Below are 20,430 nucleotides of genomic sequence, written 5' to 3'. Positions count from 1 at the left end.
CCGTACGGGAACTCCGCGGACGAGCTGAGCTGGAACAGGCACAGCTGCCCGATCTGCATCCCCGGCCAGAGCTTGATCGGCCGACAAGATCCGAAGGAGACGGCCTAGTTGAGACCCTCGGCGAGGGCCTTCTCGGTGGCGGCGCGGACGGCGGCCTCGGTGTCGCCCGTGAGCGGGAAGCGGGGCGGGCGGGTGGCGCCGCCGGGGCGGCCGGCCAGGTCCATGGAGAGCTTGATGGCCTGGACGAACTCGGTCTTGGAGTCCCAGCGGAGCAGGGAGTGCAGGGACTTGTAGAGCGGCAGCGCGGTGTCGAGGTCGCCGGCGACGGCGGCCCGGTAGAGGGTGGCGCAGGACTGCGGCAGGGCGTTGGGGTAGCCGGCGATCCAGCCGACCGCGCCGGCGAGGGCGAGTTCGAGGAGGACGTCGTCGGCGCCGATCAGCAGGTCCAGGCCGGGGGCGAGCTCGGCGATCTCGTAGGCGCGGCGCACGTCCCCGCTGAACTCCTTGACGGCGACGATCGATCCGTCGGCGTGCAGGCGGGCGAGGAGCGCCGGGGTCAGGTCCACCTTGGTGTCGATGGGGTTGTTGTACGCGACGACGGGCAGTCCGGCCGCGGCCACGTCGGCGTAGTGGGCGCGGACGGCGTCCTCGTCGGCCCGGAAGGCGTTCGGGGGTAGCAGGAGGACGGATCCGGCGCCGGCCTCGGCGGCCTGGTCCGCCCAGCGGCGGGCTTCGGCGCTGCCGTAGGCGGCGACGCCGGGCATGACCCGGCGTCCGTCGCCGGCGGCCTCGACGGCGGTGCGGACGACGCGGGCCCGCTCCTCGTCGGTCAGGGTCTGGTACTCGCCGAGGGAGCCGTTGGGAACCACGCCGTCGCAGCCGTTGGCGATGAGCCAGGCGACGTGTTCGGCGTACGCGTCGTGGTCGACGCTGAGGTCCTCGCGCAGGGGGAGGGCGGTGGCGACCATGATGCCGTGCCAGGGCCGGCTGCGGGTGTCGCTGCGGGGCGCGGGGGTGGGCGCGTGGTTCATGTGGTGACTCCCTAGTGTGGTGTGTGACATTTTACTAGCGCGTACGAGGCGGCCACAAGGGCCGGGACGGTCCGGATCAGTGCCCGGCGGGCGGTGGTGGGACGCCGGGCCCCTCGGCGGGGGGCGGCACGCAGGACGCCGGTCCGGCCGGGCGGAGTTCGGCGAGCCGCCCCAGCGTGACCGGGCAGGACAGCGGGCGCCGGTCCGCGGCCGGCTCCTCCCCGGCGAGCGCGGCGACGGCCGGGCCGCACATCCGGCCCTGGCACCAGCCCATGCCCGCCCGGGTGAGCAGTTTGGCCGTACGGGCGTCCCGTGCGCCGAGGTCCCGGACGGCCTCCCGCACGAGCCCGGCCGGTACCTCCTCGCAGCGGCACACCGGGGTGTCGTCGCGCAGCCAGCCGGTCCAGCCGGCGCCGGGCCGGTGGGCGGCGCCCATGGTGTCGGCGAAGGCGCGCAGCCGGGCACGGCGGCGGGCCAGGGCGGCGGGGACCGGGCGTCCGGCGATCGTGTGGGCGGCGATCTCCCCCTCGGCCAGGGCGAGGTCGGCGCCGCCGGTGCCGCCGGTCTCCCCCGCGGACCAGACGCCGGGCACGGAGGTGTGCTGTCCCGCGTCCACGTCCAGGGCGACGGCGCCGTCGGCGCCGCGGCGGGTGGCGCACCCCAGGCCGGTGGCGAGTTCCAGCTGCGGCACCAGCCCGTGGCCCACCGCGAGCGCGTCGCAGGCGATCCGGCGGCCGGTGCCGGGCAGCGGCCGCCAGTCCCGGTCGAGGCGGGCCACGGTGACCGCCTCGACCCGGTCGGTGCCGTGGGCCTCGATGACGGCGTACCGGGTCAGGAGCCGGACGCGGTGGCGCAGCAGGGCTCCGCCGTACACGGCGCCTTCGGCGAGCTTGCGGGGGTTGCGCAGCAGCGCGCCGGCCCGCCGGGCGTACCCGGTGTACGCGGCGGCCTCCACCACCGCCGGGACCCCGGACCCGGCCGCGGCGAGGGACCCGGCCACGGCGAGCAGCAGCGGCCCGCTCCCGGCGACGACGACGCGCCGGCCCGGCAGGACCAGCCCGGACTTGAGCATGGCCTGCGCCCCGCCGGCCCCGACGACCCCCGGGAGGGTCCAGCCGGGGAAGGGCAGTTGGCGCTCGTAGGCGCCGGTGGCGATGAGGACGGCCCGCGCCCGTACGGCCGCGGCGCGCTCCTCGGGGCCGTGGCCGGCGACGGCGTGCAGGAGCCAGCCGTCGCCGTCCGGGACCACCGTCCAGACGTGGTGCTCCGCGAGGTGGCGGATCCGCCCGGCCGCCGCGTGGTCGCGCAGGGCGGCTTCCCGGGAGGCGAACGCGGCCCAGCCGTGGTGCAGGGCCTCCGGGCGGGCGGCGCCGAGGCCGGGGGCGGGATGGCGGTAGAACTGGCCGCCCGGCCGCTCCCCCGCGTCGAGGAGGGCGACGCGCAGGCCGAGCCCGGCGGCGGTGACGGCGGCGGCCAGCCCGGCGGGACCGGCGCCGACGACGGCGAGGTCGACGGGGACGGACGCGGCGTCGGCGGTGACAGCCGCGGCTGCGGTGACGGCTGCGGTGACGGCAGGCGCTCCGGGCGCTCCGGCGGGCTCAGACGGCGAGGTCGGCATGTCCGGTGCCCTCCTGGGTGGTGACGTCGTCCCCGGGGCGGGCCGGGACGAGGCAGGCACGCTGGTTGGGGCGGCCGTTGACGGTGACGAGGCAGTCGTAGCAGGCCCCGATGCCGCAGAACGCCCCGCGCGGGGCGCCGGTCCCGCGGGTGGTCCGCCAGGCGAGGATGCCGGCGGCCCACAGCACGGCGGCGATGGACTGGCCCGGCTGGGCCGGGAGTTCGCGGCCGTCGAAGCGGACGGTGTGCTCCGCGGCCGGGGCGCCGCCGACCAGTGAGCGGGGGCTGCGCATCAGGGGGTCCTCCTCGGGGGGTGCGGCGGCGCCTGGTCGAAGCGGTCGGGGCGGAACGGCCCCCAGGGGAGCGGGGGTTCGGCGCCCGTCAGGGCGGCTGCGATCAGCGCACCGGTGCCGGGGGCCAGGCCGATGCCGGCGCCCTCGTGGCCGCAGGCGTGCAGCAGGCCGGGGACGCGGGGGTCCGGGCCGATCGCCGGAAGGTGGTCGGGGAGGTAGGGGCGGAAGCCGTGGTAGGCGCGGAGCACGCGGACGTCCGCCAGTACGGGGAACAGGGCGGCCGCCTGGGCGGCGAGGCGGTGCAGTGCCTCGGTGGAGAGGGCGCGGTCGAAGCCGACGCGTTCGCGGGTGGCGCCGATCAGCACCGGGCCCGCCGGGGTGCCCTCGACCACCGCCGAGGACTGCAGGGCCGCCGAGCCGCTGGCCACGTCCGCGATGTAGTCGGCGGCGTAGACCTTGTGCCGGACCACCCGCGGCAGCGGCTCGGTCACCAGGACGAAGCCGCGGCGCGGGAGCACGGGCAGGGCGGCCCCTGCGAGGGCGGCGACGCGCCCGCCCCAGGTGCCGGCGGCGTTGACCACGGCGGGGGCGGCGAGCTCGCGCCGGGAGGTGCGGACGCCCCGTACCGCGCCCGAGGCGTCCCGCAGGACCGCGGTGACCTCCTCGCCGAGGTGGAGCTCCGCGCCGGAGGCGGCCAGCAGGCGCGCGGCGGCCTGGGCGGGCTGGACCTGGGCGTCCTGCGGGTAGTGGAACCCGCCCGCGAGGCCGGGGGCCAGGTGCGGTTCCAGTTCGCGCAGGGCGTCGGCGGCCACGTCGAGGACGGTGACCCCGGCGGCGCGCTGCCCCTCGGCGAAGGCGCGGAGCGCCGTGAGGGCCCTCTCGTCGGGGGCGACGACGAGGCCGCCCTTGGCCTCGTACTCGACGGGGGCGGGGAGCACGGCGGCGAGTTCGCGCCAGAGCCCGGCGGAGAGGAGGGCGAGGCCGAGCTCGGGGCCGGCCTCCTTGTCGGAGACCAGCAGATTGCCCTCGCCGGCGCCGGTGGTGCCGCCCGCCACGGGGCCGCGGTCGACCACGGCCACGGAGAGGCCGGCGCGGGCCGCGTAGTAGGCGCAGGCCGCTCCGACGACGCCGGCGCCGATGACGACGGCGTCCGGGGAGTGTCTCTTGAGCACGGCAGTAATATGTCACATTCTTTAGGGGCTGCCCAGACCGCCCGCCCGGCCCCGCGCCCGGAGGGACACGGGACCGGTCCGGCGCGGAGCAGCCGGTACGGAGCAGCCGCGGAGGATCAGCCGCGGAGGGGGCCCTCACAGCTGTAGGAGGACGAGCCGGCGACCTTGTTGGTCCAGATCTCGACCGGCCCGAAGGAGCAGTTCATGTCGGCGAGGTTGTTGGAGGCCGCGCCCGCCCGGTCGAGGATGAAGTAGTCGACCGTCTCGGACATGTCCTTGAAGTTCTGGTCGTCGCTGCGCCAGTTCTTCAGGTTCGCGCTGATCCGGCCCGTGCAGGTGAAGCGGCGCTTGCCGGGGTCGCCGTTCTCCACGCAGTCCGGGGTGTTGTAGGTCGCCGTGGCGAACGAGGACTTCACGGAGGCGAGCGCCGCGTCGCGCAACTGCCCGTTGGGGGTGAAGGTGGTGTTCGGCACGAAGAGCTGGTCGACCTTGGCGATCTGCGCGGTGAGGAAGCGGTCGTAGTCGCGCTGGAGGTAGGTGTCGGCGCCCGTCCGGTGGCGCCAGGCGTCGTACGCGGCGACGTCGTTGTTGCGCAGGTGGGTGTACATCTCGCGCAGCAGCGAGGGCTTCTCGGCCCACAGGAACTCGAAGAAGGTGCCCGCGTAGCTGTAGAAGCGGAAGCCGTCGCCGTCGTAGGTGGCGTTCAGCAGCTGCTCCACCGTCATCCGCGGGCCGCCGCCGGCCGTGTCGGCGATGATGCTCTTGACCAGCGACTTGCGAACGGCGATGCCGTTGTCGCGGGTGGCGCCGTCGAAGAACTCGGCCGTCCCCTCGTCCATGGCGGTCGTCCGGTCGCTCTCGTACCAGGGGCCCTCGCCGAAGAACCCGGGCACCGCGTACCGGCCGTTCAGGTAGTGCGTGTACTCGTGGCGGAAGAGTTCCTCGAGGGTGAGGGAGGAGTCCTGCGGGACGCGCCGCTGGTAGGTGTAGAAGGTGGCGCCGTTCTCGATGTAGATGCCGCCGTTGTTGGTGTCGTAGCCCGTCAGGATCGGGTGGTAGTTCTCGTAGTCGGCGCGCGAGCCGTACAGCACGATGTTCAGCGTGGTGTTGGGGTCGCCGGCCAGCGGCTGGTCGGTGCCGAGGACGCGGTGGTACTGCGCCTTGACCTGCTTGCTCGCGTAGTAGAGCTGGTCGACGGTGGCCCGGTCCAGGCCGGTGCGGACCTTGATGGCGCCGTTGTCGTAGGTGTAGGTGTACGGGAAGATCTGCCGCTCGATGTCCTCCTTGCAGACCCCGTACGGCTTGCAGACCTGGAAGTAGTTGAGCCAGGAGACGATCTTGGCCCAGGGCTGGCTGCCGTTGCCGAAGGCCGTCCTGACGGGCTCCAGCATGGCGCCCAGGTCGGCGGTGACCTGGTCCCGCAGGGCCGGGATCTCGCCGAAGCGGCCGTACTCGCCGATCGCGTCGCGCACCACCCAGGCGTTGGCGGTGCCCTTGAGGTGGACGTATCCGGCGAAGGCCCTGAAGGCGGCCCGGTAGGCGGGGTCGGCGGCGGCCGCGGACTGGAAGGCGGCGTCCTGGTTGCCCGGGTACACGCCGAGGTAGTTGACGGAGAGCGCGGCCAGCGCGGCGCCCGCCCAGCCGGCGTCGAGGTGGGTGGCCGGGTGGGCCGGGTCCATGGTGGCCAGGACCTTCTTGATCAGGCCCAGCTGGTGCTGGCGAAGGCCCGGGGCGCTGGCGGCGTACAGGGCCTCGCGCAGGGTGTTGGCGTTGCCGCGGGTGACGTCGAAGGTGCGGGCGGCGTTGCCGAAGTCGGCGATGGCCCGGCGCATCGCGTCGACGGTCGGCGCGTCCGTGACGTCGATCTCGCCGCGCGAGTAGTCGTGGTAGGCGACGGCGTGCAGGTAGGTGAACATCTCCTCCAGGTGCGAGGAGTTGGAGCCGTCGTGGGCGGCGGACAGGCTGGATATCCGCCGGGACACGGCCTGAACGTGGGCGTCGGACATGACGGGCGCCAGGCGGGCGTCCCAGGTCCAGATGAGGCCGCGCAGACAGCCGTCGGCGAGGACGGCCCGGTCGCCGAGGAAGTCGGCGAACTGCTCCGGGGTGAGGTTCGTGATCCCGTCGAGGGTGCAGGGGACGGCGACGGCGAGGCCGCTCGTCGTGGGCGCCGCCTGCGCGGTCGCCCTGCGGCTCTTCTCGGTCCGCTCGCTCGCGGCGGGCGCGGCGGTGGCGGCGCCGGGGACCTGGCCGGAGAGGGCCGTCCCGCCCGGGGCCGGGGCGGGCGCCGGGGCGGTGTCCCGGGCGTTGGCGAAGCGGTCGACCTCGTCGAACGGGTTCGCCGCCGCGGCCGCCGGAGCCCCGGAGGAGAAGGTGGCGGGCGCCGCGGTGGCGGGGGCCCCCCGGTCGGCGGCCTGGGTCACGGCCTGGCCGGCGGTGGTGAGGAGGGTGACCGCCACGGCGGCGGAGAGGAGGGACGTGCGCACAGCTCTGTGCTGGAACACCAAGAACTCCTGGTGGGGAGGGGGGTGGGGGACGTGGTGCGGTTGGTGCGTCGCGCATGTCGCACATGTCGCGAATCTCGCGGAGGACGCGAATATCGCGGATGGCGCGGTGGAACTGCCCTGCGTCACACGGCGTTTGACGGGGATTAATGTGCCGCGGTGTGAGCTGTAACATAGTAATGTGAAATTGCACTGACAAGCCCTGTGCGCCCACCAGTTCGCATCTTCTTGAGGGAGCCCCCGTGACCGACACCCCCTCCGGCGCCTCTTCCGCCGCCCCCTCCGGCCCCCGCGACCCCGCCTCCCGGCTCAACACCGGCAGCCACGACCTGCCGGTGTCCCCCGAACTGTCGCGGTTCATGGCGGGCGACTGGGCCGCCTCGTCCCTGCCCGGCTCCGCGCGCGTCGCCGCCCGCGCCGTCACCCCGGCCCGCCGTGCCCGGCTCTCGGCACGCTTCCCGGGCGAGCGGCTGATCGTCCGGGCCGGCGGCCTCACGGTCCGCTCCAACGACTGCGACCACCGCTTCCGCCCGCACAGCGCGTACGCCTGGCTGACCGGCCTCACCGGCGAGGACCAGGTGGGGCACGTCCTGGTCATGGAACCGTCGGGCCCGCACGCCCACGAGGCGGTGCTGTACCTGCGCCCGCGCTCGCCGCGGACCGGCGGGAACGAGGAGTTCTACCGCGACCGCCGCTACGGGGAGTTCTGGGTGGGCCGCCGGGCGGACCTCGCGGAGGCGGAGCGCCTGACCGGCATCCGCTGCGCCCACCTGGACAGCCTGGGGTCACCGGGCGGCCGCGACGCGGCCTGCGACACGGAACTGGCCGTCGCCCTCTCGGAGTTGCGGCTGGTGAAGGACGCCTGGGAGGTCGAGCAGCTCCAACGGGCGGTCGACCACACGACGGCGGGCTTCGAGGACGTCGTACGGGAACTGCCGCGGGCCCTGGCGCACCCGCGCGGGGAGCGGTGGATCGAGGGGGTCTTCGGCCTGCGCGCCCGTGCGGAGGGCAACGGCACGGGCTACGAAACCATCGCGGCCTCCGGCGCCCACGCCTGCGTACTGCACTGGATCCGCAACGACGGCCGGCTCGACCGGGACGAACTGCTGCTCCTGGACGCGGGCGTGGAGACGGACACCCTGTACACGGCCGACATCACCCGCACCCTCCCGCTGTCCGGCCGCTTCTCCTCCGTGCAGCGGCAGGTGTACGAAGTGGTCCTGGCCGCCCAGGAGGCGGGCATGGCGGCGCTGCGGCCGGGCGCGAGCTTCCGCGACTTCCACCGGGCCGGAATGCGGGTCATCGCGGAGGGCCTGGCGCAATGGGGCGTCCTCAAGCACGCCGAGGGCGACCTCCACCGGCGCTACACGCTGTGCAGCAGCGGCCACATGCTCGGCCTGGACGTGCACGACTGCGCGCGGGCACGGGCGGACACCTACCTGGACGGGGTCCTGGAGGAGGGCCAGGTCCTGACGGTGGAGCCGGGGCTGTACCTCCAGCCGGACGACGAGACCCTCCCGCCGGAGCTGCGCGGCATCGGCGTCCGCATCGAGGACGACCTCGTCGTCACGTCGGACGGGGCCCGCCTGATGTCGGGCGCGCTGCCGCGCACGGTGGCGGGCATCGAGGAGTGGATGGGCCGCCTCCTGGACGCCGCCCACTGAACCGGGCCGCTCGGCCGGGCCGGTCCGCCGGGCCCGGCCACTGAACCGGGCCGCCGGGCCGGTGGACGGCCGGGCCGGGCCGCCTGGCTCCCGCGCCCGCCCGCGCCTGCCGCCCACCGCCCCCGCCTGACCGTCCACCGGCCCGCGCCGTCAGGGCAGGACCGCGACCCCGTCGAGTTCGACCAGCGCCTCTTCGTCCCAGAGGCGGACCACGCCGACGAGGGCCATCGCCGGGTAGTCGCGGCCCGCCAGCCGGCGCCACACCCGGCCCAGTTCGGCCGCATGGGTCCGGTACGCCGCCACGTCCGTGGCGTACACCGTCACCCGGGCGAGGTCCGCCGGGGCCCCGCCCGCCGCGGCGAGGGCGGCCAGGAGGTTGGCGAGCGCGCACTCGAACTGTTCCGGCAGGGTCCCGCCCACGACCGTGCCGGAGGTGTCGAGCGCGGTCTGGCCGGCCAGGAACACCAGCCGCGAGCCGGTCGCCGCCACCGCGTGCGAGAAGCCCGTCGGCGGCGACAGCTCGGCCGGGTTGATCCGCTCCAGGCTCATCGCGCGACCGCCCGCGCGAACGGCTCTCCCGACGGGTCCCCGGGCGGGCCGCCTGGCCCGTCTCCCGGCAGCGGCGCCGCCCGGAGGCCGCGGTACAGCTCCTTCGCGATGATCGTGCGCTGCACCTCGCTGGCCCCCTCGTAGATCCGCGGCGCCCGCACCTCCCGGTAGAGGTGTTCCAGCAGGTGGCCCCGGCGCAGGGCGGCCGCCCCGTGCAGCTGCACCGCGTGGTCGACCACGTACTGGGCCGTCTCGGTGGCCAGCAGCTTCGCCATCGCGGCCCGGCGCGGCACGTCCGGGGAGTCCCGGTCGTGGGCGCCGGCCGCCGCGTACACCAGCAGCCGGGCCGCCTCCGTGCGGGTGGCCATCTCCGCCACCCGGTGCGCCACCGCCTGGAGGTCGCCCAGCACCCCGCCGAAGGCGGTCCGGGCCGCCGTGTGCGCGAGTGTCGCGTCGAGGGCGGCCCGGGCCATGCCCACCGCGAACGCCCCGACGCTCGGCCGGAACAGGTTCAGGGTGTCCATCGCGACCCGGAACCCCTGCCCCGGCACGCCGAGCAGGTCCTCGGGGCCGACCGGGACCCCGTCGAAGGCCAGGGAGCCGATGGGGTGCGGGGACAGCATGTCCAGGGCCTCGCCGCCGAGGCCGGGGCGGTCCGCCGGGACCAGGAACGCCGACACCCCCTTCGCGCCCGGCGCCTCACCCGTCCGGGCGAACACCGTGTAGAAGTCCGCCTCCGGGGCGTTCGAGATCCAGCACTTCTCGCCGCGCAGCCGCCAGCCCGCCCCGTCGGGCACCGCCGCCAGCGCCAGCGCCGCCGCGTCCGAACCCGCCCCGGGCTCGCTCAGCGCGAAGGCGGCCACCGCCCGGCCGGCCCGTACGTCAGCCAGCCACCGGTCCCGCTGGGCCGCGCTGCCGGACCGCAGCACCGGGTGGGCGCCGAGCCCTTGCAGGGCCAGCGCCGTCTCGGCCTCCGTACAGCCGTAGGCGAGGGATTCGCGCAGCAGGCACAGGTCCAGCGCGCCCGAGGTGAACACCCGCTCCAGCAGGCCCAGCTCCCCCAGTTCCGCCAGGAGCGGGCGGTTGACCCGTCCCGGCTCCCCCTTCGCGGCCAGCGGCGCGAGCCGCTCGGCCGCCAGGGTGCGCAACCGCGCGCACCACTCCTCCTGGTCCACCCCGAGCGCGAATCCGGTCATTCGAACATCCCCGCATCTATCGCGTCCTGTTGACTGTCGTCACCATCACGATACGCTCCTGGAGCACCTTCCAGCAGTGGCCGGGAGGGCGACCGCACGGCCGGCTCCACCTCACCCCGGACCGTCGCAAGGGGGCGAACCCGCTGTGGACCTCAACCCATCCGCGCACGCCGACACCTTCGCCCGTGACCACCTGCCCCCCGCGGGCAGCTGGCCGCACCTCGTCTTCGAGCTGCCCGAGCTGGTCTATCCGGACCGCCTGAACTGCGCGTCCGAGCTGCTCGACACCACCATCGCCCGGTTCGGCCCCGACCGCCCGGCCTTCCGCAGCGGCTCCGGGGAGGTGTGGACGTACGGCGGGCTGCGCGAGCGCGTGGACCGGCTCGCCCACGTGCTCACGGCCGACCTCGGGGTCATCCCCGGCAACCGGGTGCTCCTGCGCGGCCCCACCGGCCCCTGGCTCGCCGCCTGCTGGCTCGCGGTGGTCAAGGCGGGCGCGGTGGCGGTCACCGTGCTGCCCCAGCAGCGGGCGCAGGAGCTGGCCACGGTCTGCGCGCTGGCCCGGGTGGGGCACGCCCTGTGCCACGCCGACGTCACGGAGGACCTGACCCGGGCCGACGTGCCGGGGCTGCGGATCACCCCGTACGGGGGCGGGGGCCCGGACGACCTGCTGCGCCGCGCCGAGCGGTACGAGGGGGCGCCCTTCGCCGCCGTGGAGACCTCCGCCGACGACGTCGCCCTGATCGCGTTCACCTCCGGCACCACCGGGCGTCCCAAGGGCTGCATGCACTTCCACCGCGACGTGCTCTCGGTGGCCGACACCTTCTCCCGCAGCGTGCTGCGCCCCCGGCCGGACGACGTCTTCGCGGGCAGTCCGCCGCTCGGGTTCACCTTCGGCCTCGGCGGGCTGGTCGTCTTCCCGCTGCGCGCGGGGGCGTGCGCGCTGCTGCTGGAGGAGGCGGGGCCGCGGCACCTGCTGCCCGCGCTCGCCGAGCACCGGGTGACGGTCCTGTTCACCGCGCCGACCGCGTACCGGGCGATGCTGGACGCGCTGGGCCCGTACGACGTGGGCGCGTACGACCTGTCGGCGCTGCGCCGCTGCGTGTCGGCCGGGGAGAACCTGCCCGCCGCGACCTGGCAGGCGTGGCTGGAGCGGACCGGGCTGCGGATCATCAACGGCATCGGGGCGACCGAGCTGCTGCACATCTTCATCTCGGCCGCCGACGAGGACATCCGCCCCGGTACGACCGGCCGGGTGGTACCGGGCTGGCAGGCCCGGGTGGTGGACGGCTCCGGGCGGCCGGTCGCCGACAACGAGCCCGGGCTGCTGGCCGTACGGGGCCCGGTGGGCTGCCGCTACCTCGCCGATCCGCGGCAGGCGGACTACGTCCAGGGCGGCTGGAACCTGACCGGTGACACGTACGTGCGCGACCCGGAGGGCTACTTCCGGTACGTCGCCCGCGCCGACGACATGATCATCTCTTCGGGTTACAACATCGCCGGACCGGAGGTCGAGGAGGCCCTGCTGCGCCACCCGGACGTCGCGGAGGCGGCGGTGGTGGGCCGCCCCGACGAGCGGCGCGGCCAGATCGTGGTGGCGTACGCGGTCGCCCGCCCGGGCGCGGTGCTGTCCGAGGAGGCGCTGCGGACCTTCATGCGGGCCGAGCTGGCCCCGCACAAGTGCCCGCGGGTCTTCGTCTTCCCGCCCGCGCTGCCCCGTACGGCGACGGGCAAGCTGCAACGCTTCCGGCTGCGCGATCTAGAGTGAACCCGTGGTCGAGCAGCACACCCCGCGATCCCTGATCGTCACGTTCTACGGTGCCTACGGGCGGTCCTTCGAGGGCCCGGTCCCGGTGTCCGCGCTGATCCGCCTGCTGGGCGCGGCCGGCGTGGACGCCCCGTCGGTCCGCTCGTCGGTGTCCCGGCTGAAGCGGCGGGGCCTCCTGCTGCCCGCGCGCGCCGCGGACGGCTCGGCGGCGTACGAGCTGTCCGCGGAGGCGCGGCAGCTCCTGGACGACGGCGACCGGCGGATCTACGGCAGCCCGGCGCCCTCCGACGCATGGCTGGTGGCGGTCTTCTCCGTGCCGGAGCAGGAGCGGCACAAAAGGCACCTGCTCCGCTCGCGGCTGGCCCGGCTCGGCTTCGGGACGGTGGCGCCGGGGGTGTGGATCGCTCCCGCCGGGCTCGCGGAGGAGACGGGCCACACCCTGGACCGGCTGGGCCTGACCCCGTACGTGGAGCTGTTCCGCGGCACGCACCTCGGCTTCGCGCCGACCGCCGAGGCGGTGGCCCGCTGGTGGGACCTGGCGGGCCTGGCCAAGCAGCACGAGGAGTTCCTCGACCTGCACGAGCCGGCCCTCCGGGCCCTCCAGTCGGGCCCGGAACCGACCCCGGAGGAGGCGTACCGCGGCTACCTCCTCGCCCTGGACACCTGGCGCCACCTCCCGTACGCCGACCCCGGTCTCCCCCGCGCGCTGCTCCCGGCGGACTGGCCGGGCGACCGGGCCGCGGCCGTCTTCGCGGAGCTGCACGCGCGGCTGCGGGACTCCGGCGGGCGGTTCGCCCGGCCGTGAGGGGCGGGCCCGGCGGCGGGGACGGCGGGGACAGCGGCGGAAAAGTCCGGTGCGCGCACCGTGCCCTGCGGGTGACGATGGTTCATGACCTGGACCTTCACCTCTGACCTGACGGCCTATCTGACCGCGGCGGGCCCCGCCCTGACCGCGCGTCCCGTGCCGAACTCCCTGCTCCTGACGACCGCCGACGCGCTGGAGCGGCGCGGGCCGCACGCCTACGGCCGCGCCGACCCGCTCTTCGGCTGGTGGACCGGCGCCGACGGAACCGTCGCCGCGGGCCTGCTGTGCACCCCGCCGTACCCGCTGCTGCTCGGGGCGCTGCCGGCCGAGGCGGTGCGGGCGCTGGCGCGGGCCCTCGCCACCGAGCCGCTGCTCGCGGGGATCAGCGGGTTCAACGCCCGCCGGCCCGACGCGGACGCGCTCGCCGACGCCTGGGGGCGGGCCGCCCGCGTCGCCGAGGAGAACCGCCTCTACCGGCTGGCCGGGCTGGTCGCCCCCGATCCCGCCCCGACCGGACGGGCCCGGCCCGCCGAGGAGGCCGATCTGCCGCTGCTGCTGGAGTGGACCGCCGCGTTCAACCGGGAGGTGGGGTCCCCGGGCGTCCCCTCCGAGGCCGGCCTGCGCGACCGGATCGCGTACGGCGGCATCCTGCTCTGGGAGCGCGCGGGCGCCCCGGTCGCACTGGCCTCGTTCTCCCGCCCGATCGGCGGGAGCTCGCGGGTCGGGCCGGTCTACACGCTGCCGGAGGCCCGCGGCCGGGGCTACGCGGCCGGGGTCACCCACGCGGTGAGCGAGGCGGCGTACGCGGCCGGTGCCTCGGAGGTCCTGCTCTTCACCGACCTGGCCAACCCCACCAGCAATGGCGTGTACCTGCGGCTGGGCTACGCCCCGGTCGAGGACCGCGCGGTGGTCGTGGCGGTGTGACGGGCCCGCCCGCCCCACCGCGGCCCGCGTCGCCCGCGCCGGGTCAGCCGCGCCCGGTGGGCGGGGGCCGGCTGCCCGCGCGGTAGGGGGCGGGCCAGGGGGCCGCCGGGCCCTCGTACCCCTGCTCGGCGGCCGCGTGCAGGGTCCAGTGCGGGTCGTACAGGTGGGGGCGGCCCAGCGCGCAGAGGTCGGCCCGTCCGGCCAGGAGCAGGGAGTTCACGTCGTCCCAGGAGGAGATGGCGCCGACGGCGATGACGGGGACGCCGAGCGCGTTGCGGATCCGGTCGGCGTACGGGGTCTGGTACGAGCGCCCGTACTCGGGGCTCTCGTCCGCGACCACCTGGCCGGTCGACACGTCGACGGCGTCCGCGCCGTGGGCCGCGAAGGCGGCCGCGATCCGCACCGCGTCCTCGTCGGTGGTGCCGCCCGGGGCCCAGTCGGTGGCCGAGAGGCGGACCGTCATCGGGCGGTCCGCGGGCCAGACGGCGCGGACCGCGTCGAAGACCTCCAGGGGGAAGCGCAGCCGGTTCTCCAGGGATCCGCCGTAGGCGTCCGTGCGGTGGTTGGTCAGCGGCGAGAGGAAACCGGAGAGCAGGTAGCCGTGGGCGCAGTGCAGTTCCAGCAGGTCGAAGCCGCAGTCCGCGGCCCGGGCGGCCGCGGTCTCGAACTCGTCACGGATCGAAGCGAGTTCGGCGGTGCCCAGGGCGCGGGGGACGGCCGATACGCCGGGCCGGTAGGGCAGGGCGGAGGCGGCGGCCAGGGGCCAGTTGCCCTCCGGGAGGGGGTCGTCCATGCCCTCCCACATCACCCGGGTCGAGCCCTTGCGCCCGGAGTGGCCGAGCTGGACGCCGAGCGCGGTGCCGGGCGCTGAGGTGTGGACGAACGCGGTGATCCGCTTCCAGGCGTCGGCCTGCTCGCGCGTGTACAGCCCGGCGCAGCCGGGGGTGATCCGCCCTGCGGCGCTGACGCAGACCATCTCGGTCATCACCAGGCCGGCGCCGCCGAGCGCCCGCGCGCCCAGGTGGACCAGGTGGAAGTCGCCGGGCACGCCGTCCGTGGAGGCGTACATGTCCATCGGGGAGACGACGACCCGGTTGCGCAGGGTCAGACCGCGCAGGGCGAACGGGGTGAACATCGGCGGTGTCCGCCGGTGCCCGGCCTCTTCGTCGGGGCAGCCGAAGTCGCGTTCCACGGCACGGGTGAAGCGCTCGTCGCGCAGCCGCAGATTGTCGTGGGTGACCCGGCGGCTGCGGGTGAGGAGGTTGAAGGCGAACCGGCGGGCGGGCTGGCCGGTGTACCCGGCGACCTCCTCGAACCAGCGCGCGCTGGCCGCGGCGGCGCGCTGGGTGCTGGCCACCGCCGGCCGCCGGGCCGCCTCGTACGCCGCGAGCGCGGCGGGTACGTCCACCGCGGCGTCGGGGCCGCCGGTGGCGGCGGCGACCGCTTCGGCGACGGCCGCGGCGAGGGCGACGGCGTCCTCCACCGCGAGCTTGGTGCCGGAGCCGACGGAGAAGTGCGCGGTGTGCGCCGCGTCGCCGAGCAGGGCCGTGTTGCCGTGCGACCAGCGGGCGTTGACGACCGTACGGAAGCGGGTCCAGGCCGACCGGTTGCCGTACAGCGGCCGTCCCCGCAGGGCCTCGCTGAAGATCTTGGCGCAGCGGGCGGCCGACTCGGCCTCGTCGCACAGGTCGAAGCCCGCCGCGCGCCACACCTCCTCGCGCATCTCGACGATCGCGGTGGAGGCGCCGAGCGGGCCCTGCGGCCCGGCGGGCCGGGCCGGGGCGCCGCCGTCGGCGGACGGGCGGGCGTACGGGTAGGCGTGCAGCTGCATGACGCCGTGTTCGGTCTCCGCGATCTCGAAGCGGAAGGCATCGAGGGCGAAGTCGGCGGCGAGCCAGATGTACCGGCAGCGCCCCGTGGTCACGGCCGGCCCGAAGTGCGCGGCACCGTGCTCGCGGATCGCGCTGTGCACCCCGTCCGCCGCGACCACCAGGTCGTACGCGGCGGACAGCGCCGCCGGGTCCGGGGCCGGTGTGCGGAAGCGGAGCCGGACGCCGAGACCGGCGCAGCGCTCGTGCAGGATCTCCAGGAGCCTGCGGCGTCCGAGGGCGGCGAAGCCGTGGCCGCCGGAGGTCAGGATCCGCCCCCGGTGCACGACGTCCACATCGTCCCAGCGCACGAACTCGGCACTCAGGGCCGCGTAGACCACCGTGTCGGCCTGCTCGATGCCACCGAGGGTCTCATCGGAGAGCACCACGCCGAAGCCGAAGGCGTCCTCGGGCGCACCCCGTTCCCAGAGCTCCACGACGTGGCCCTGCCGGGCCAGCAGCGCGGCGGCGTAGAGCCCTCCCGGTCCCCCGCCGACGACGGCCACCCGCAGGGCGTGCGCGGACATCCGGCTACCTGCCCTTCCAGTCGGGCGGCCGCTTCCCGGTGAAGGCCGCGTGGAACTCCGCGTAGTCCTGTCCGTGCATGAGCAGGGCCTGGGTGCTGGCGTCCAGTTCCACGGACGCGGCGAGCGGCATGTCGAGTTCGGCGGTGAGCAGCGCCTTGGTCTGCGCGTAGGCGAGGGCGGGTCCGGCCGCCAGATGGGCGGCCAGTTCCGCGGCCCGTACGTGGGCCTTCCCCTCCTCGGTGAGCTCGCTCAGCAGGCCGATCCGCTCGGCCTCGGCGGCGCGTACGGGTTCTCCGAGCATCAGCAGCCGGGTGGCGTGGCCGAGGCCGACGACACGGGGGAGCAGGTAGGCGGCGCCCATGTCGCCGCCGGAGAGGCCGACGCGGGTGAAGAGGAACGCGAAACGGGCGGTGGGGTCGGCGACGCGGAAGTCGGCGGCGAGGGCGAGGACGGCTCCGGCGCCGGCGGCGACCCCGTGGACGGCGGCGATCACCGGGAAGGGGCATTCGCGGATGGCGCGGACCACCTGGCCGGTCATCCGGTTGAAGTCGAGGAGCTGGGCGGTGTCCATGGCGAGGGTGGCGCCGATGATCTCGTCCACGTCCCCGCCGGAGCAGAAGCCGCGGCCCTCGCCGCCGAGCACCAGGGCGCGGACGGAGCGTTCGCGGGAGAGTTCGGCGAGCAGGTCCCGGAGGTCGGCGTAGGCGCCGAAGGTGAGGGCGTTGAGCTTCGCGGGACGGTCGAAGGTGACGGTGGCCACGCCGTCCTGCCGGGTCACCCGGAGGTGGCGCCACCGTTCGGTCGCTGTCGTGGAACCGGTGAAGGGGCTCACACGGAAGACGGTATCACCGCATCGTGACCGCCGTCACGGAAGCGCGATATCGGGACGACGCGCAGGCCGGCGCCGGCGGCGCGCCGCGGGACCTCCGGCGCGCGCCGCCGGAGGTCCCGGCCGGCCCGTGACCGTGGTCCCCGGCGGTTCCGCCGGGGTGCCCTACACCCGGCCGTTTCGACTTCGTATGGTTGAAAGCGGGCCCATCTCTCCGCGGGGAGCAGGGAGCGGGCCCCCCCCCCCACCTGCCCCGACCCCACGGAACGGACGGACCCCCGTGCCCGACCCCTCCGCCTGGCGGATCGCCCTGCCCCACACGGCGGCCGCCGTCCCCCTGGCCCGCGCCCTCGTCCGCACCGCGCTGGCGGACCTCGAGGCGCCCTGCGCCGACAGCGACACGGTGGAGCTGCTGACCGCGGAGCTGGTCGCCAACGCCGTCGAGCACACCGCGGCCGGGGCCCCGATCGAGCTGGTGGTGGAGCTGCTGGCGAGCGGCTGCCAGGTCGAGGTCCACGACGGCGATCCGCGGTCGCCCGGCGACCTGGCGGCCCGTGCGGACGACGTCCATCCCGACCCCTGGCAGGAGCACGGCCGCGGCCTGCTGCTGATCCGGACGCTGAGTTCGGCCTGCGGCCACCGCCGCACCGAGCACGGCAAGGCCGTGTGGTTCACCCTGGCGGCCCGCCCCGCCCCGGTATGACCCGCGTCGCCGCCCGGGTATGACTATGCGGCGCTTCCGCCGGGCCCGGCGGAAGCGGCGGCGGGCCCGGCGAGCGTGGCGACGAGCACGGCCTTGATGGTGTGCAGCCGATTCTCCGCCTCGTCGAAGACGACGGAGTGCGCCGACTCGAACACCTCGTCCGTGACCTCCAGGGAGTCGCGCCCGTGCCGCTCCAGGACGCCCCGGCCGACCTCGGTACCCAGGTCGTGGAAGGCGGGCAGGCAGTGCAGGAACCGCACGTCCGGATTCCCGCTGGCGCGCAGCACGTCCATGGTGACGGCGTACGGGGAGAGGTCCGCGATCCGCTCGTCCCAGACCTCCTTGGGCTCCCCCATGGAGACCCACACGTCGGTGGCGACGAAGTCGGCCTGGGCGACCCCCTCGGCGACGTCCTCGGTCAGGGTGATCCGCGCCCCACTGGCAGCGGCGAGCTCCCGCGCGCGGGCGACCACGGACGCGGCGGGCCAGTAGGCCTCGGGGGCGACGATGCGGACGTCCATGCCGAGCAGGGCGCCGGTGACGAGGTAGGAGTTGCCCATGTTGAAGCGGGCGTCACCGAGGTAGGCGAAGGCGATGCGTTCCAGCGGCTTGTCGCTGTGTTCGGTCATGGTCAGGACGTCGGCCAGCATCTGGGTGGGGTGCCAGTCGTCGGTGAGTCCGTTGAACACGGGCACGCCGGAGTGGGCGGCCAGCTCCTCGACGGCCCGCTGGCTGTCGCCCCGGTACTCGATCCCGTCGAACATCCGGCCCAGCACGCGGGCCGTGTCCTTGACCGACTCCTTGTGTCCCATCTGGGAGCCGGAGGGATCCAGGTAGGTGGTGTGGGCACCCTGGTCGGCCGCGGCGACCTCGAAGGCGCAACGGGTGCGCGTGGAGGTCTTCTCGAAGATCAGGGCGATGTTCCTGCCCTGGAGCAGGCGCTCCTCGCGGCCGGCCCTCTTGGCCGCCTTCAGCGTGGCGGCGAGCTCGATCAGGCCGCGGAACTCGGCGGCGGTGAAGTCGAGCTCCTTGAGGAAACTGCGGCCGACGAGGTCGGTGGCCATGGGGTCGCTCCAGCGTCACGGTGACAGGTAATGTTGGAAGTCTATACGATCCTCCGTATTGATATACAGACCTGGGGTGGCTCTCAGACCGCGTCCCGCTCGACCGGACAGCTCATGCAGCGCGGACCGCCCCGGCCCCGCCCCAGCTCGCTGCCCGGGATCTCGATCACCTCGATGCCCTGCTTGCGCAGATGGGTGTTGGTGGTCACGTTCCGCTCGTACGCGACCACCACCCCCGGCTCCACGGCCAGCACGTTGCACCCGTCGTCCCACTGCTCCCGCTGCGCGGAGTGCACGTCCTGGGTGGCGGTCAGCACCCGGATGGAGTCCAGGCCGAGGGCCGCCGCGATGGCCCGGTGCATGTGCTCCGGCGGGTGGTCGGTCACCTTCAGCTCGTGCGCCTCGGCGCCCGGCTCGATCGTGTAGGAGCGCAGCATGCCCAGCCCGCCGTACTGAGTGAACGTATCTCCGTCGACCATCGTCATCACCGTGTCCAGGTGCATGAAGGCCCGCCGCTTCGGCATGTCGAGGGCCACGATCGTGGTCGCCGAGCCCGCGGCGAACAGGCCGCGCGCCAGCATCTCCACGGCCTGCGGGGTGGTCCGCTCGCTCATCCCGATCAGCACCGCGCCGCTGCCGATGACGAGCACGTCCCCGCCCTCGATGGTCGAGGGGTAGTCCGCCTGCCCCTGCGACCAGTAGTGGAAGGCGCCGGAGGAGGTGAAGAGGGGGTGGTGCCGGTAGATCGCCTCGAAGTGCACCGTCTCGCGCTGCCGGGCCGGCCAGCGCATCGCGTTGATCGACACCCCGTCGTAGATCCAGGCCGAGGTGTCCCGGGTGAAGAGGTGGTTGGGCAGCGGCCCCAGCAGGAAGTCGTCCGGCTCCATGGCGTGGAAGCGCACCGACACCGGCTCGGCGTGCCGCTCCAGGAACTCCCGCTTGGTCATCCCGCCGACCAGGGCCTGCGTCAGCTCGGCCGAGCCGAGCCCGTCGAAGGCGGCGCGCAGGTGGCCGGTGGCGAGCGGCCCGTACTCCTTCTCGTCGAAGACCCGGTCCAGGACGAGGTGCCTCGCCTCCGGGATCTCCAGCGCCTCCGTCAGCAGGTCGCCGAAGAGGTGCACCTCGACGCCCCGGTCGCGCAGCACGTCGGCGAACCCGTCGTGCTCCTGGCGGGCCCGGCGCACCCACAGCACGTCGTCGAAGAGGAGCGCGTCCTTGTTGCCCGGTGTGAGCCGCTTCAGCTCCAGGTCCGGCCGGTGGAGGATGACGCGGCGCAGCCGCCCGGTCTCGGAGTCGACATGGAATCCCATGCGGTACACGTTCCCAGACCGGGCGGCGTTCTCACGTGGCGTCGGCCACGGCGTCTCAGCGCAGGCCGAGAAGCGCGGCCGGAGCGCCGGTCAACTCCGGTGCGACGAGGCCCAGTTTGGGGGCCGTCAGGTTCGGCAGCCCGAAGTTGGACCCGTCCGGCATCGTCAGCGGGGAGCCGACGACCGCGCCCGGGGTGCGGGCACTCAGGGTGGTGGCCGGCGCGCCGACGGATCCCTCGCCGTCGGTCTCCGGCGTGCCCAGCAGGTTCGGCACCGGCGAGGCGACGAGGGTGTCGCCCAGCTCGGCGCCGATCGGGACGGTCGGGAGCAGGGGGGTCGGGAGCATGTCCCCCGTGTGGTGGCGGGGGACGTCGGGCGCTCCGACGACCGGGACCGGAACCCCGGTCGCCACGCGCGGGGCGTCCACGCCGAGGGACGTCTCGACTGCTTCCAACGGGACACCGACCGGGACCGAGTCGGCCACGGCCGGGGTGGCCGCGCCGGCCGCGGCCAGACAGGTCATGAGCGCCGCAATGCTTCCGCGCGCGGTCATCTTCATAGGTGACGTTCCGTCCTTCCAGGTTCGCGGACATTCCGCTGCCCTGG

17 protein-coding genes and 1 pseudogene are annotated in these 20,430 nt (G+C 74.9%); 5 read left to right on the top strand and 13 right to left on the bottom strand.

The features are described 5' to 3' along the window. The 6 genes and pseudogenes from ABT106_RS14645 to ABT106_RS14620 form a co-directional block, all read right to left on the bottom strand. A pseudogene (locus tag ABT106_RS14645) lies at positions 1-80 on the bottom strand (dCTP deaminase); the annotation flags it as partial. 24 nt (positions 81-104) lie between these two features. After that, positions 105-1,031, bottom strand: coding sequence for a dihydrodipicolinate synthase family protein (locus ABT106_RS14640; RefSeq protein WP_351276589.1), 927 nt, complete (start codon positions 1,029-1,031; stop codon positions 105-107). Positions 1,032-1,107: 76 nt separating this feature from the next. Next, positions 1,108-2,649 carry an FAD/NAD(P)-dependent oxidoreductase gene (locus tag ABT106_RS14635; protein WP_351276587.1) on the bottom strand — a complete coding sequence of 514 codons (1,542 nt, stop codon included), beginning with the start codon at positions 2,647-2,649 and terminating at the stop codon, positions 1,108-1,110. Continuing rightward, on the bottom strand, positions 2,630-2,941 hold the full coding sequence (locus ABT106_RS14630) for a (2Fe-2S)-binding protein (protein ID WP_351276585.1): 312 nt from the start codon (positions 2,939-2,941) through the stop codon (positions 2,630-2,632). The genes ABT106_RS14635 and ABT106_RS14630 overlap by 20 nt, the downstream gene beginning before the upstream one ends. Then, positions 2,941-4,113 carry an NAD(P)/FAD-dependent oxidoreductase gene (locus ABT106_RS14625; RefSeq protein ID WP_351276583.1) on the bottom strand — a complete coding sequence of 391 codons (1,173 nt, stop codon included), beginning with the start codon at positions 4,111-4,113 and terminating at the stop codon, positions 2,941-2,943. The genes ABT106_RS14630 and ABT106_RS14625 overlap by 1 nt, the downstream gene beginning before the upstream one ends. A gap of 116 nt (positions 4,114-4,229) precedes the next feature. Further along, a complete protein-coding gene (locus tag ABT106_RS14620; RefSeq protein ID WP_351276581.1) occupies positions 4,230-6,617 on the bottom strand; it encodes a collagenase in 2,388 nt (795 codons plus the stop codon). A gap of 242 nt (positions 6,618-6,859) precedes the next feature. Here ABT106_RS14620 and ABT106_RS14615 point away from each other — a divergent pair, with 242 nt between their 5' ends. Then, positions 6,860-8,281 carry an aminopeptidase P family protein gene (locus tag ABT106_RS14615; RefSeq protein ID WP_351276579.1) on the top strand — a complete coding sequence of 474 codons (1,422 nt, stop codon included), beginning with the start codon at positions 6,860-6,862 and terminating at the stop codon, positions 8,279-8,281. Between the two features lie 150 nt (positions 8,282-8,431). On the opposite strand, the gene ABT106_RS14610 is transcribed toward ABT106_RS14615, so the two are convergent. Further along, positions 8,432-8,830 carry a RidA family protein gene (locus ABT106_RS14610; RefSeq protein WP_351276577.1) on the bottom strand — a complete coding sequence of 133 codons (399 nt, stop codon included), beginning with the start codon at positions 8,828-8,830 and terminating at the stop codon, positions 8,432-8,434. Beyond that, on the bottom strand, positions 8,827-10,026 hold the full coding sequence (locus tag ABT106_RS14605) for an acyl-CoA dehydrogenase family protein (protein WP_351276575.1): 1,200 nt from the start codon (positions 10,024-10,026) through the stop codon (positions 8,827-8,829). The genes ABT106_RS14610 and ABT106_RS14605 overlap by 4 nt, the downstream gene beginning before the upstream one ends. 145 nt (positions 10,027-10,171) lie before the next feature. Between ABT106_RS14605 and ABT106_RS14600 the strand changes: the two genes are divergently transcribed. The 3 genes from ABT106_RS14600 to ABT106_RS14590 all read left to right on the top strand — a co-directional run bounded on the left by ABT106_RS14600 (position 10,172) and on the right by ABT106_RS14590 (position 13,523). Then, complete coding sequence (locus tag ABT106_RS14600) at positions 10,172-11,794, top strand: AMP-binding protein (RefSeq protein ID WP_351276573.1); 1,623 nt, start codon at positions 10,172-10,174, stop codon at positions 11,792-11,794. Positions 11,795-11,798: 4 nt separating this feature from the next. Continuing rightward, on the top strand, positions 11,799-12,599 hold the full coding sequence (locus ABT106_RS14595; protein ID WP_351276571.1) for a PaaX family transcriptional regulator: 801 nt from the start codon (positions 11,799-11,801) through the stop codon (positions 12,597-12,599). 84 nt (positions 12,600-12,683) lie between these two features. After that, the gene (locus tag ABT106_RS14590) at positions 12,684-13,523 is read left to right on the top strand and encodes a GNAT family N-acetyltransferase (RefSeq protein WP_351276569.1); all 840 of its coding nucleotides are present in this window, start codon (positions 12,684-12,686) and stop codon (positions 13,521-13,523) included. Between the two features lie 43 nt (positions 13,524-13,566). Here ABT106_RS14590 and ABT106_RS14585 read toward each other — a convergent pair whose 3' ends face one another. Both ABT106_RS14585 and ABT106_RS14580 read right to left on the bottom strand, forming a co-directional pair. Next, positions 13,567-15,918, bottom strand: a complete 2,352-nt coding sequence (locus ABT106_RS14585; RefSeq protein ID WP_351276567.1) for a bifunctional salicylyl-CoA 5-hydroxylase/oxidoreductase — start codon at positions 15,916-15,918, stop codon at positions 13,567-13,569. 4 nt (positions 15,919-15,922) lie between these two features. Beyond that, on the bottom strand, positions 15,923-16,750 hold the full coding sequence (locus tag ABT106_RS14580; protein ID WP_351276565.1) for an enoyl-CoA hydratase family protein: 828 nt from the start codon (positions 16,748-16,750) through the stop codon (positions 15,923-15,925). A gap of 187 nt (positions 16,751-16,937) precedes the next feature. Between ABT106_RS14580 and ABT106_RS14575 the strand changes: the two genes are divergently transcribed. Continuing rightward, entirely contained in the window at positions 16,938-17,450 is a 513-nt protein-coding gene (locus ABT106_RS14575) for an ATP-binding protein (protein WP_502979366.1), read from the top strand. Between the two features lie 23 nt (positions 17,451-17,473). Here ABT106_RS14575 and argF read toward each other — a convergent pair whose 3' ends face one another. The 3 genes from argF to ABT106_RS14560 form a co-directional block, all read right to left on the bottom strand. After that, on the bottom strand, positions 17,474-18,514 hold the full coding sequence (gene argF, locus ABT106_RS14570) for an ornithine carbamoyltransferase (RefSeq protein ID WP_351276561.1): 1,041 nt from the start codon (positions 18,512-18,514) through the stop codon (positions 17,474-17,476). A gap of 83 nt (positions 18,515-18,597) precedes the next feature. Then, entirely contained in the window at positions 18,598-19,824 is a 1,227-nt protein-coding gene (locus ABT106_RS14565) for an arginine deiminase (protein ID WP_351276559.1), read from the bottom strand. Between the two features lie 55 nt (positions 19,825-19,879). After that, positions 19,880-20,383 carry a hypothetical protein gene (locus ABT106_RS14560; protein WP_351276557.1) on the bottom strand — a complete coding sequence of 168 codons (504 nt, stop codon included), beginning with the start codon at positions 20,381-20,383 and terminating at the stop codon, positions 19,880-19,882. Between the last annotated feature and the right edge of the window lie 47 nt (positions 20,384-20,430).

It is taken from the genome of Streptomyces sp. NPDC002044, from assembly GCF_040296725.1.
Taxonomy (GTDB): Bacteria; Actinomycetota; Actinomycetes; order Streptomycetales; family Streptomycetaceae; genus Streptomyces; species Streptomyces antarcticus.
This window is presented reverse-complemented; position numbering and strand designations above follow the sequence as displayed.

What these genes read in the sequence shown, in the direction of transcription:
- ABT106_RS14640 (WP_351276589.1), bottom strand. Translation starts at nt 1,031, where the DNA reads ATGAACCACGCGCCCACCCCCGCGCCCCGCAGCGACACCCGCAGCCGG.
- ABT106_RS14635 (WP_351276587.1), bottom strand. Translation starts at nt 2,649, where the DNA reads ATGCCGACCTCGCCGTCTGAGCCCGCCGGAGCGCCCGGAGCGCCTGCC.
- ABT106_RS14630 (WP_351276585.1), bottom strand. Translation starts at nt 2,941, where the DNA reads ATGCGCAGCCCCCGCTCACTGGTCGGCGGCGCCCCGGCCGCGGAGCAC.
- ABT106_RS14610 (WP_351276577.1), bottom strand. Translation starts at nt 8,830, where the DNA reads ATGAGCCTGGAGCGGATCAACCCGGCCGAGCTGTCGCCGCCGACGGGC.
- ABT106_RS14605 (WP_351276575.1), bottom strand. Translation starts at nt 10,026, where the DNA reads ATGACCGGATTCGCGCTCGGGGTGGACCAGGAGGAGTGGTGCGCGCGG.
- ABT106_RS14590 (WP_351276569.1), top strand. Translation starts at nt 12,684, where the DNA reads ATGACCTGGACCTTCACCTCTGACCTGACGGCCTATCTGACCGCGGCG.
- ABT106_RS14585 (WP_351276567.1), bottom strand. Translation starts at nt 15,918, where the DNA reads ATGTCCGCGCACGCCCTGCGGGTGGCCGTCGTCGGCGGGGGACCGGGA.
- ABT106_RS14575 (WP_502979366.1), top strand. Translation starts at nt 16,938, where the DNA reads ATGGTTGAAAGCGGGCCCATCTCTCCGCGGGGAGCAGGGAGCGGGCCC.
- argF (WP_351276561.1), bottom strand. Translation starts at nt 18,514, where the DNA reads ATGGCCACCGACCTCGTCGGCCGCAGTTTCCTCAAGGAGCTCGACTTC.
- ABT106_RS14565 (WP_351276559.1), bottom strand. Translation starts at nt 19,824, where the DNA reads ATGGGATTCCATGTCGACTCCGAGACCGGGCGGCTGCGCCGCGTCATC.
- ABT106_RS14560 (WP_351276557.1), bottom strand. Translation starts at nt 20,383, where the DNA reads ATGAAGATGACCGCGCGCGGAAGCATTGCGGCGCTCATGACCTGTCTG.